Genomic DNA, 12,167 nt, shown 5'->3' on the forward strand with positions numbered 1-12,167 from the left:
CCGGGGAAAGCGCGGATCACGGCGACACCTCCTGCCATTGGGCAGCGATCGGGCGCAGCAGGGAGCGGCCGATCTCCGCAAGGTCCGCGGTGCCGTCGTCGCCGCGGTCTCCATCGGCGATGACGACGGCGTACCGGAAGCGGACCGTGTCGCGGTCCGGCAGCGCGAGTTCCTCGCTGAAGAACGGTGCCGGGCACAGGCAGGCGAACTCCGCGCTGCGAACGAACCACTGCGGTGGGTGTTGCGGGTTGGCGGCGTCGTCGACCATCACGATGGTGGAGCACCGGCTCGTGGCGTCGTGCCGGCCCCGGAACGCGAACCACTCGGCGCGTACGCCGCGCAGGTCGTCACCCGAGCCGGTGCCGGTCGGCGCTTGGACGGTGCCGCCGGTGAACGACCGTGGCCCGCGCCAGAATAGGCCGCCATAGCCGGCGTTCTCGCGGCCCTTGGTGGTCGGTGATCCGATGTGGAGGGTGCCGCCGGAGACGTTCGTCATCGTGGTTTCGAAAACGAGCGCCCAGACCGTCTCGTCGACGAGCACCGCGGTCAGGGCTCGCTGTTCGTCGATGACGGGTGCGCCGGACTGGGCGCTCCAGTCCAGCCGGTGTGCGACGTAGGCGAGATCTTCATGGGTGGACAGTTCGGTGAGCTCGCGGTGTACGGCGCTGCCGTTGTTGTCCTGCTGGACGTAGAAGCTGCCGTGCACGTAGGTCGGCCCGCCCCAGAAGTTGTGCTTGCCGACGTGCGGCAGCGACCAGGCGATGCCCTTGTGCCAGACATGGTCGTGCGGGCGGAACAGGCTGACCTCGTCACCGGCGAGAGTGCGGATGGGGTGCACGTACGGCTTGGGCGACTCCAGCACTGGGGTGTCGGGGCGGTAGACGTAGGTGAACAGGTCGACGTCTTGAGCGGTTACCGTGATCGACTCGTCGACGACGTGGGTGACTTTCACGAGATGCTCGGTTCCTTCCAGGGTGCGCCGATGCCGTCCATCCGCGTCGCGAACGGGCTGTCCGGCCCGATCAGTCCACTGCGGACGCGATCGCCGATGAACGCGGAGGCGTACAGGGAGGCGACGAAGTCCATGGTGCGCCGGGCGTCGGTGGTGGTGACCGGTGGTGCCTCATCCCGGTCGAGGGCGTCGAACACCGCCGAGAATTGTGCCGCGTGACCGCTCGGCACGTTGTCCGCGCCGGCGGCCCACTGGGCCAGGAGGGCGTCGTGGCCGGGTGCCGGGGTAAGCGTCCAGTCCCGGTCGTCGTAGCCGTAAAGGTGTTCGAGCTCGACGGTGGCGTTTTCGAAGTCGAACCGCAGAGTGGACGTCTGCCGCGGGGAGACCACCGAGTTGACCACCGAGGCTAGCGCGCCGTTGTCGAAGGTGACCAGGGCCATCGACACGTCCTCGGTGTCGGTGGGTCGGGCCTGCCGGGCCGCCAGTGCGGTGAGTTCCCGCCATGGTCCGAGGATCGACAGCAGCAGGTCGAATTGGTGGATGCCGTGCCCCATGGTGGGGCCGCCGCCCTCGGACTCCCAGGTGCCGCGCCATGGTGCGGCGAAGTAGTCGTCGTCGCGGTACCACTGGGTGGCGCAGGTGGCCAGCAGCGGCCGGCCCAGCACGCCAGCCGCCGTCATCCGCCGCAACCGGTTGGCGGCCGAGCCGAAGCGGTGCTGGAATACGGTGGCCACGTGCGCGATCGACGTGGCCTCGGCGGCGACGAGGACGTCGAATTCGGCCAGGGAGAGGGTCGGGGGCTTTTCCACCAAGACTGTGGCGCCGGCCCGCAGGCATTGCAGCGCCAGCGGCGTGTGGTGCTCCGGCGGGGTACACAGGTGGACCAGATCCAGTCGCTGCACGTCCAGCAACTCGGCCACGCCGTCGTAGGCGTGCGGCACGTCCCACCGTTCCGCGAACGTCCTGGCCCGGCCCAGATCGACATCGGCCACCGCGACCAGGTCGGCCCGGTGCGCCAGCCCTTGTAGCGCCCGCACGTGGGCGACGGCGATCCCTCCCGCGCCGACGATCGCTGTCCGGTACCTGCGTCCTGCCATCAGCGTCCCTTCTCGGTGTGGCCGGGGGTGGGGCCGACTCGGGCAGCCGTCCCCCACCCCCCGGGCAGTCATGCGCCGTCGATCTCCGCCTGCAGCTCCTTGATGAACGCGGCCGCGGCCTGCTCGGGCGTGGCGCGTCCAAACAGGACCTCCTCGGTGTGCCGTTTGAGGATGGCTTCGATGTTGCTGGCCCCGTTCGGCGTTACGCGCGGCGCGGCGCCGACCTTCAACGTGTCCAGGTAGGCGACGGCCGCCTTGTCGGTCTCGGCCAGCTTCGGGGTGATCGCCGTACGGATCTTGTTGTTGGCCGGCACGCCGCGGTCGGTCAGCAGCACGTTGGCGGCGGCCTCGTTGTTGGCCAGGAAGTCGACGAACACGGCCGCCTCGGCGGGGTGCTTCGACCGCGACGAGATGGACCAGAACATGGATGGCTTGTAGTACGCGCCGGGGCTCTTGGCGGTCGCCTCGCCGGGCAGCTTGAGCAGTTGGAGCTTCTTGCCGCTGGCGGCGGTTAGGGAGGTCAGCTGCGTGTTCCACCAGGTGCCGAACACCGAGGCGTTGGTCGCGGTGCCGGACTGGTCAAGGCCGGCGCTGGCCCGCTCGACGGTCACCGACGGCGGAGGGGCGACGCCGGTCTTGGCCATGTCGGCGAGGTAGGTCCAGTAGTTGGCCAGTACCGCCGGCGGGATGGTGACGTTGCCCTTCTCGTCGTAGAGCGAGGCGCCCGCCTGCCGGGCCCAGATGTTGAGGCCGCCCGCGTCGTTGAAGCCCCAGGACTGCACGCCGGTCACCTTGCCGCCGCTCGCCTTGGAGATCTCGCCGCCGATTCGCTTGAGGTCGTCCCACGTCCAGGCGCTGTCGTCGGGTAGCGGGACGCCGTACTGCGCGAGCAGGTCGGCATTGACCACAATGGAGTACGCGGCCAGGCCCACCGGCAGTGCGTACTGCTTGCGGTCCACCTTGCCGGTGTCGAGCGCGTTGGCGTCGAAGTCGGCCGTCTTCAGGTGCTTGGCGGCGGTGCCGAGGTCGAGCAGCGCGCCGCGTTCGGCGTAGGAGGCGAGGTAGAGCTCGTCCATCTGGATGATGTCCGGGGCGTCGTTGGCGGCGACCGTGGTGGCAAGGCTCTCCCAGTAGCCGTTCCACTCCTTGAACTCGCCCTTCACGGTGATGTTCGGGTGTTCCTTCTGGAACAGGTCGATGACCTGCTGGGTGCGCTGGTGGCGGGCGTCCGAGCCCCACCAGGTGAACCGCAGCGTCACCGGCTTGTCCGACAGCTCCTGCCCGGCGTCGGACTCACCGCCGCACGCGGCCAGGCCGGCGGTCAGCGCGGTAGCGAGAAGTATGGCGCCCAATCTGCGCATCATGGGTTCCTTTCGGCGGGGGTGCGGTTACTTGATTCCAGTGGTGGCGATGCCTTTGACGAGGTAGCGCTGGCCCAGCAGGAACGCCAGGAAGACCGGCACGAGCGAAACGACGCTCATCGCGAACATGGCGCCCCAGGAGGTGTTGACGGTGGAGTCGACGAACGAGCGCAGCGCCACCGGCACGGTGTACATGTCGGGGTCGGTCAGGTAGATCAGTTGGCTGAAGAAGTCGTTCCACGTCCAGATGAACGTGAAGATCACCGTGGTCGCCAGGGCCGGTTTCATCAACGGCAGGATGATCTGCCAGAAGATCCGCCCGTGCCCGCAGCCATCGATGCGGGCCGCCTCGTCCAGCTCCCTGGGCAGTCCACGGATGAACTGCACCATGAGGAAGACGAAGAACGCGTCGGTGGCCAGCAGCTTGGGCGCGATCAACGGCAGGAACGTGTTGATCCAGTCCAGCTGGGAGAACAGGATGTACTGCGGCACGATGATCACGTGGATCGGCAGCATGATCGTGCCGAGCATGATGGCGAACCACACCCGCTTGCCGGTGAAGTCCAAGCGGGCGAACGCGTACGCCGCCATCGAGCACGACACCAGGTTGCCGATGATGCAGCCCAGCACGACGATGGCCGAATTCAGCAGGTAGTGCCCGAACGGCGAGGCGAGGGCGTCCCACCCCTGGCCGTAGTTCTGCGTGTGGAGGCTGGAAAGCACCAGACCCGGCCGGCGGAAGATCTCGTTGTTCGGCCGCAGCGAGCTGACCACCATCCACAGCACCGGGTAGAGCATCACGAACGCGAGCAGCATCAGCCCGAGATGCTTAGCGGCGGCCCGCACCGGCTTGAGGTCAGTCATCGTAGAAGACCCAGTACTTGGCGGCCCAGAAGTTGACCGCGGTGAAAGCGGCGATAATCATCAGCAGCAACCAGGCCAGCGCCGACGCGTAACCCATGTCGAAGCTGTTGAAACCGCGCTGGTACAGGTAGAGCGTGTAGAACAGCGTCGAGTCCGACGGTCCCCCGGTGCCGCCGGAGACCACGAACGCCTGGGTGAACGACTGGAACGCGTGGATGATCTGCAGGACCAGGTTGAAGAAGATGATCGGCGACAGCAGCGGCAGCGTGATCCGCCAGAACTGTGTCCACCTGCTGGCACCGTCGGTCGCAGCGGCCTCGTAGTACATCACCGGGATCTGCCGCAGCCCGGCCAGGAAAATGATCATCGGGGCGCCGAACGTCCACACGTTCAGCACGATCAATGTGGACAGTGCCGTGCCCGGGTCGGAGATCCAGCCCCGACCCTCGATACCCACCACCGCGAGCAGCCGGTTGACCAGACCGTCAGCGCCGAAGATCTGCCGCCACAGCACCGCGATCGCCACACTCGAACCCAACAGCGACGGCAGATAGAACGCCGACCGGTAGAACGCCATCCCCCGCATGCCCCGGTCCAGCAACATCGCCAGACCGAGCGCGCAGGCCAACTGCACCGGAACCGACACCACCACATAGGTGAACGTGACCCGCAACGCCTGGTGCAGCCGCTCATCCGACAGCACCCGCGTGAAGTTGTCGACCCCGTTGAACTCGGGCGGCTGTATCAGGTTGTAGTCGGTGAACCCCAGCACCAGCGAGGCCACCACCGGTCCCAGCGTGATGAAGAACAGACCACCGAACCACGGCAGCAGGAACACCAACGCGGCCCGATTGTCACGCTTGCGTGGTGAGCCGCGGGTGCTTCCCCTGATGTGCCGCAGTTCGCCGAGCGCGCTCATCCGTCCCCCTTCCGCACACGGAGCCGCCCGGCGACATTCTTTTTGCGAAGCCGGGAAAACGTATTCCACACAATGCATCACCGCCCCGGACCCGTCAAGCGTTTGAAGGCAGGAAGCAGATCGGCGGCGACGGCCGGCGGGGCTCGGTCAGCCGCGCGGACCGGTGCTCTCGCGGACCATGAGCTCACCGCTCTCGGTCGTGCGGCGACGCTCCTGGTGGTCGCCCAGGGCCAGGCGGATGGCGTCCTGGCCGATGCGGGCCAGCGGGACCGCCACCGTGGTCAACCGCGGGGTCACGTCGGTGGCCAGCGGGATGTCGTCGAACCCGGTCACCGACACGTCCCGCGGCACCCGAACACCGGCGCCCCGCAGCGCGGACATGGCGCCGATGGCGATCGCGTCGTTGGCGCAGACCAGCGCGTCCGCGTCCAGAGGCCCACCGGCCAGCAGCCGTTCGACCGCGGTGAAGCCACCCTGCCGGCTCACCTCGCAGTGCACCACCCGAATGTCAGCGCGGTCGACGCCGCCGGCCACGAGTCCATCGATGAAGCCGACCGTGCGGTCGCTGACGTTCGCCCGGTCGGCAGCGCCGGCCACGATCGTCACCCGGCGATGACCCGTCTGCGCGAGGTAGGTGCCGACGGGCACCGCGCTGGCTCTGTTTTCCACGCTGATCGCGTCGAACGGCATGTCGGTATCGCCGAAGATGACCACCCGCCCCCCTTCGCGCTGGTAGTCCAGCAGCTCGCGCAGCAGCCGACCCTCCAGCACGTCCGCGTAGAGCGTGCTCGATGTCAGCACCAGCGCCCGGGGGCGCAACGCGCACATCATCCGCACCGTCTCCAGCTGCCGCGGCGGCGTTCCCCCCGTCGAGGCGACCGTGACGAACGCGTCCACCGTGCGCGCCTCCCGCTCCATAGCGGCCAGCACCAGGCCGATGGACGCGGTCGTCAGATCGTCGGCGACCAGCGCGATCGAGTCGCTGGCCCGGCGCATGGCGCGGGCCGAGGCGTCGGCCGTGTAACGCAGGGCGGCGGCCGCGGCGAGGACCTTCTCGGCGTATTCGGCGGCGACCGTGCGGGAACTCCCGTTGAGCACTCGGGACGCGGTCGACAGGGACACACCGGCCGTGGCCGCCACGTCATGCAGCGTGACCGTTGGTCTGGCTGGGTGTGGCACCTGTTTCCTCTCGGGACAACCGATCCGTCCGCCAAAGATGCCGGTGCGCCGACCATACCCGACAACGGCCGGCGGCCCGGACCAGCACGCGAGGATCCGAGCTACCGCGATGCCCGTCGTGGCCCAGACCGTTGCTCCCGCGGCCTCACCCACCGCGTCCAGTCACGCTCAGCGGGGGCTTGGAACCGCGGACGGCGAGGCCGCGGGAGCAACGGCCCTGGACCGCGGCGGACATCGCGGTAGCCCATCGCCGTTGGCCGCACGAGACGCGCCGGGCCCGGCGCGATCGCTGGACCCGGCGCGTTCGTCGCGGCGGAGGCTACTTGCGTTCGAAGACCCAGACGGTGCTGTTGTCGGTGGCGCCGGTGTTCCACTTCACCTCGCCGGCGGAGGTGGCGTACATGTAGGCGCGGTCGGAACGGCTGTTGTCGAGGCGGAAGCCGCTGGCGGTGGATTCGGGGTTCCAAAGCGAGTCGGCGACGATTTCGCCGTTGTTCCAGATGATCCGGCTGTTGGTGGCGTCGGTGTCCAGGTAGTACCGCCCGGTGCGGACGTTGCGGACGGTCCAGCCGCCGGACTGCTGAGTGACGACCCAGTCCTGGTCGTCGTACGAGGTGGCGGCCGCGACGGTGAGCGCTCCGTTGCCCTCGGAGTCCAGGTAGGTGCCGGTCGCCGCGTTCCGCAGCTTGTAGGTGGCGCCGCTGACGAGCCCGCCGCCGGTATCGGCTCTCTTGTAGGCCCGGAAATAGTCGACGACGAACTCCTTCGGCTGCGGGTCGTTCGGGTTTACCGTCCCGTTCCAGCCGGCGTTCTGGTAGATACCCAGCAGGAACGCCGAGGCGTAGGCCGGAGAGGCGTTGATCGTGTTCGTCAGGACATTGTCGACGTACAGCTTGATCTGCGTGGGCGTCCACTCGAGAGCGTAGATATGGAAGTCGGAAGTCACGTCGAAGTTCACCGGGATGGTCTGTTCGAGTTCGGGAAGGCTCGGATCCGACCACTTGTGCAGGTTGTAGAAGAAGCTGCGAAGGCCGTGCCGGCCCGGTGCGTGCTCCATGACGTCGATCTCCGCACGCTGGCTGGCCGTGTCCTGCCTGCCCACCGTCCAGAACGCGGTGTGCATGCCCTGTCTCGCGGTCGACTTGGCGCGGATCTCGAAGTACCCGTACTGCGGCGCGTACTTGAAGACGGTGGGAATCGAGTGGTCGAAGGGAGAAGTCTGGTGCAGGCCAACCATCTGCCCGGTCTGGATGCTGGAGACCTTCATCGGATTGCCGTCGCTGTAGTACGTCGGCTGGTCGTCATCGATCCGCAGGACGAGCGCGTTGTCCCGGAAGTGGTAACGCGCCCGCGACCGCCATTCCGGCGTGCGGGACTCGAGGTAGTTCGTGATCCAGAGGCTGCCGTCGAGGCTCCCGTTGAACTCGTCGTGCCGGTCGAGGGTCCAGCCCGGCTTCTGGAGCGGGTTCGGCGGAACGTCGGCCGCCATGGCCGGTGGAGCGGAGCTGATACAGAAGATCGCTGCCGCGGCCAGCAGCGGCCAGACCGCGGCTGATCGCAGGAGTCGTCGGCCATACGGCCATGCGGTACTCATGACTGGCTTCTCCTTACTCGGAAAACGTATTCCAACATGGTCGATTCCGCACAGTCAAGGCTCTCGATCTGTAGACATCGAGGTCCGTCGCGGCTACGGTGCCCTTACAAGCGTTACAAGAGCGTTGGCGCCTGGAGGCGGACGGGATGAGAATGAACCGGGCGTTCGGCGCCGTGCTGGTCGCGATCCTCGCCACCGCCTCCGCCCCATCGGCGGCCGGGGCGACCCGCGCCGCGCCGGACGGCGCACCTGGCGCAGCCCGAGCCGGGCAGGTGGTGACCTACGACCAGCACTCGGTGATGCTCGACGGCCGCCGGATACTCGTGCAGGGCGCCGAGATGCACTACTTCCGGCTGCCCAGCCCCGACCTGTGGCGCGACGTGCTGGAGAAGATCCGGGCCGGCGGGTTCAACACCGTGTCGCTCTACTTCGACTGGGCCTACCACTCGCCCAAGCGGGGTGTGTACGACTTCACCGGCGTCCGCGACGTCGACCGGCTGCTACGGATGATCGACGAGATGGGGATGTGGGCCATCGTGCGCCCCGGTCCCTACATCAACGCCGAGACCACCGGCGGCGGCTTTCCCGCCTGGCTCAAGCTCGTGCCCGGCAAGGCCCGCACGAGCGCACCGGGCTACACCGCCGCCTACACCGAGTGGCTGGACCACATCAACCCGATCATCGCGCGGCACCAGGTCACGCGGGGCGGGTCCGTGCTGATGTACAACGTGGAGAACGAGTACCAGGCCAACACCGACGCCGCGTACATGCAAGCGTTGCAGGACAAGGCGCGAGCGGACGGCATCGACGTGCCGATCGTGACGAACGTGTGCTGCGACGCCGGCAGCTGGGCGTCGACCTGGGGATCCGGTCTCGGCGCGGTGCAGATCCCCGGCGTCGACGACTACCCGCAGTCGTTCGACTGTGCGAACGCCGAGACGGCGTGGGGTCCCTGGGGCGAGGGCGTCACCGAGCGGATCCGCCCGGACGCGCCCGGGTACGCGGCCGAGTACCAGGCCGGCGCGATCGACCTGGGCGACACCGGCTACGAGCGCTGCCGCGAGCTGACCGGGCCCGAGTACATGCGGTTCTTCTACAAGAACAACGCGATCACCAGCGGGTCGACGCTGTTCTCGTACTACATGACGTTCGGCGGCACCAACTGGGGCTGGCTGGCGCAGCCCAACGACGTCTACACCTCCTATGACTACGGCGCCGCCATCACCGAGGGCCGCCAGCTCACCGCCAAGTACGACGAGTTCAAGCGGCAGGGCTACTTCCTCACCGCGCTCGCGCCGCTGGCCAAGACCGACCCGGCGACCGCGCCCACATCGGACAGCCCGGCGCTGACGGCCGTGGCCCGGTCCAATCCGGACACTGGCACCCAGTTCGTGCTGCTGCGCCACACCGACCGCGCGGCCGCCAGCGACGACTCCGGCGTGCTCGACTGGTCCACACCAGACGGTCGCTATCGCGTGCCGGTGCGGGTCGTGGGCAAGGACGCCAAGATTCTGGTCGCCGGCTACGACCTCGGCGGTCAGCGGCTCGTCTGGTCCACATCGGAGATAATGACGCACGCCGCGATCGGCGGCCGGGATGTCGCCGTGCTGTACGGCACCGAGGCCACCGGCGGCGCGACCGTGCTGCGGTACCCGGCGCGGCCGCGGGTGCGGGTCCTCGACGGCGAGGTCACCTCGACCTACGACCCGGCCACCGGCGACCTGCGGTTGGACTACCGGCACGAGGGGCTGGCACGGGTCGAGATCAGCGGTGGCGGGCGGCGCTCGGCGCTGCTGCTGCTCGGCACGCACGCCACCGTGTCGCCGTTCTGGCGGATGGAGACCGACGCCGGGCCGGTGCTGGTGCGCGGCACGTCGCTGGTGCGGTCCGCCACCGTCACCGGCGCTGCCGTGCGGCTGCGGGCGGACACCGCCGCCCCAGGGCAGATCGAGGTCTTCGCGCCCGCGCGGCGGCTCTCGGTCAACGGGCAGCCGGTCGGTGTGCGCCCCACACCCAGCGGATCGCTGGTCGGCCGGCTGCCCGGCCCGGACCGGGTGCGGCTCCCGCGGCTGACCGGCTGGCGCACGCAGGTCGAGGCTCCCGAGGCGGCCCCCGGCTTCGACGACTCCCGCTGGGTCGTGGCCGACAAGACCACCTCACTGAGCCCGTACCAGCCGAACACGCTGCCCGTGCTGTACGCCGACGACTACGGCTACCACTACGGCAACGTCTGGTACCGCGGCCGGTTCACCGCCACCGGCACCGAGACGGCCCTCAAGCTCAACGCCATCACCGGCCGCCGCGGCAGCTACCTGGTCTGGCTCAACGGCCGGTACCTCGGCGCGGCCCGCGGCGGCGTCGAGGACGACTCGGTGCCGAACCCGGACCCCGGCCCCGGCACCTTCGCGATCCCCGACGGCCTGCTCACAGCCGGCAAGCCGGCGGTGCTGTCGGTCCTGGTCGAGAACATGGGGCACAACGACGACTGGACGGTCGACGACGTCCGGATGCGCCAGCCACGCGGCCTCACCGGCGCGGCGCTCATCGGCTCCGGCGCCGCACTGTCGTGGCGGATCCAGGGCGCCCGCGGCGGCGAAGACCTCACCGACCGCGCCCGGGGACCGCTCAACAACGGCGGGCTGTACGGCGAACGGCACGGCTGGAGCCTGCCCGGCTACCCGGACGGCTCCTGGCGGCGCGTCGGCTCGCTGGCCGGCACGCCGGTGGCGCCCGGCGTCACCTGGTACCGCACGACGTTCGGGCTCGACCTGCCGCGCGGCCAGGACACCTCGGTGGCACTGCGGTTCGCCGAGCCGCCACCGGCCGGGCACCGGGTGATGCTGTTCCTCAACGGCTGGCAGCTCGGCCTGTACGGCGGCGGGGGCATGGGCCCGCAGACCGACTTCGTCCTACCGGCCGGCCTGCTGCGCCACAACGGCACCAACACGCTGGCCCTCGCCGTCACCGCCCGCGAAGCGTCCGAGCTGGGCGCGGTGAGCCTGGTATCGCTCGGCACGCAGCGCGGCGGCGTCCCCGTACTCCCGGTCCACTCCCCCGCGTTCCGCTGACCATCCTGGCGTGATGGCGGCTACAGTCGGCAGCGGCCCATGCCGACCGATGCCGGGAGCAGACCGTGGAGAGCCCGTTCAACGTCGAGGAGATCTTTCCCGACGTCGCCGCCGGATCGGGGCGGCTCCCACGCAGGCAGACCGGCGGCTCCCCGCAGAGCCTCGCGGTGACCCTGGTCGCCGACTACACCCTGCGCACCCGGGCCTACCTGCCGACCGCGGCGATCGTCGACCTGCTCGGCGAGTTCGGTGTCAGCAACGGCGCCGCGCGCACCACGATCAGCCGGCTGGCCCGCCGGGGAGTGCTCGAAGGCGGCCGGGAGGGTAGGCACAGCCGCTACTGCCTCACCAAGGACGCCGCCGCCGACCTGTCGATCGGTGGCGTCTCCATCGCCGCGTTCGCCGCGCATCCCGATACCTGGGACAGACTGTGGACGGTCATCGTCTTCACGCTGCCCAAGGAGAACAGCACCGAGCGCAGCGCGCTCCGCGCTCAGCTGCGGTGGCGGGGATTCGCACCCCTGTACGACGGGGTGTGGGTCTCGCCGCAACCGTTGACGGCGCAGGCGTACGAGCGGCTGTCAACGGTGTCTTCGGGCGCGATGACCTCGTTCCGCGCGCAGCACCTGCAATTCGCGGCGGATGGCGAGCGCGCGCCCATCGAGGCGTGGGACATCGACGCGATCGCCGAGCAGTACCGGGGATTCATCCAGCGGTGGAAGCCGCTGCTGCCCCGCGTGCGCGCCGGCCGGGTCACCGGGGCCGCCGCCGTGCGGGCCCGCACCGAAGTCATGGAGAGCTACCGCCGATTCCCGGCACTCGACCCGGGACTCCCTTTGGAGCTGACGCCGCGCAACTGGCCGCGCTCGCGCGCGCGGCAACTCTTCGTCACCGTGTACGACGGCCTGGTCGAGCCGGCGCAGGAGCACGTCCGCGCGACCGTCGCCCGGGCCGAGAACGAGCCGCGGCCCGACATCCGAGCCCACACCATCGCCGAGATGGGCGCGGGCGTCGGAACGCTTGCCTGATCGAGGCCGTGCCCCGCGTGGCTTTCGCTACGCGGGGCACGCCTTCTTCCGGGTGGGTCAGCCTTCCGGGTGTCAGCCTTCCGGGTCGGTCAGCCTTCCGGGTCG

The 12,167-nt window shown here is 69.2% G+C and carries 9 protein-coding genes; 2 read left to right on the forward strand and 7 right to left on the reverse strand.

The window, feature by feature from the left end:
* Positions 1-16: 16 nt before the first annotated feature.
* The 7 genes from QMG73_RS08895 to QMG73_RS08925 all read right to left on the reverse strand — a co-directional run bounded on the left by QMG73_RS08895 (position 17) and on the right by QMG73_RS08925 (position 7,966).
* The gene (locus QMG73_RS08895) at positions 17-952 is read right to left on the reverse strand and encodes a DUF6807 domain-containing protein (protein ID WP_281893693.1); all 936 of its coding nucleotides are present in this window, start codon (positions 950-952) and stop codon (positions 17-19) included.
* Positions 949-2,049 carry a Gfo/Idh/MocA family protein gene (locus QMG73_RS08900; RefSeq protein ID WP_281893694.1) on the reverse strand — a complete coding sequence of 367 codons (1,101 nt, stop codon included), beginning with the start codon at positions 2,047-2,049 and terminating at the stop codon, positions 949-951. Before QMG73_RS08900 ends, QMG73_RS08895 begins: the two co-directional genes overlap by 4 nt.
* A gap of 68 nt (positions 2,050-2,117) precedes the next feature.
* Complete coding sequence (locus QMG73_RS08905) at positions 2,118-3,401, reverse strand: ABC transporter substrate-binding protein (protein ID WP_281893695.1); 1,284 nt, start codon at positions 3,399-3,401, stop codon at positions 2,118-2,120.
* Positions 3,402-3,437: 36 nt separating this feature from the next.
* Positions 3,438-4,274: a carbohydrate ABC transporter permease gene (locus QMG73_RS08910; RefSeq protein WP_281893696.1), complete on the reverse strand. Its 837-nt coding sequence runs from the start codon at positions 4,272-4,274 to the stop codon at positions 3,438-3,440.
* A complete protein-coding gene (locus tag QMG73_RS08915; protein ID WP_281893697.1) occupies positions 4,267-5,193 on the reverse strand; it encodes a carbohydrate ABC transporter permease in 927 nt (308 codons plus the stop codon). The genes QMG73_RS08910 and QMG73_RS08915 overlap by 8 nt, the downstream gene beginning before the upstream one ends.
* 147 nt (positions 5,194-5,340) lie before the next feature.
* Complete coding sequence (locus QMG73_RS08920; RefSeq protein WP_281893698.1) at positions 5,341-6,333, reverse strand: LacI family DNA-binding transcriptional regulator; 993 nt, start codon at positions 6,331-6,333, stop codon at positions 5,341-5,343.
* A gap of 358 nt (positions 6,334-6,691) precedes the next feature.
* The gene (locus QMG73_RS08925) at positions 6,692-7,966 is read right to left on the reverse strand and encodes a family 16 glycosylhydrolase (RefSeq protein WP_281893699.1); all 1,275 of its coding nucleotides are present in this window, start codon (positions 7,964-7,966) and stop codon (positions 6,692-6,694) included.
* Positions 7,967-8,112: 146 nt separating this feature from the next.
* Here QMG73_RS08925 and QMG73_RS08930 point away from each other — a divergent pair, with 146 nt between their 5' ends.
* Both QMG73_RS08930 and QMG73_RS08935 read left to right on the forward strand, forming a co-directional pair.
* Entirely contained in the window at positions 8,113-11,034 is a 2,922-nt protein-coding gene (locus QMG73_RS08930) for a beta-galactosidase (protein WP_281893700.1), read from the forward strand.
* Between the two features lie 65 nt (positions 11,035-11,099).
* Positions 11,100-12,062 (forward strand): PaaX family transcriptional regulator, encoded by a 963-nt coding sequence (locus QMG73_RS08935; RefSeq protein ID WP_281893702.1) that lies wholly within the window; start codon positions 11,100-11,102, stop codon positions 12,060-12,062.
* Positions 12,063-12,167 lie beyond the last annotated feature (105 nt).

It is taken from the genome of Phytohabitans aurantiacus (assembly GCF_027923225.1).
Taxonomy (GTDB): Bacteria; Actinomycetota; Actinomycetes; order Mycobacteriales; family Micromonosporaceae; genus Phytohabitans; species Phytohabitans aurantiacus.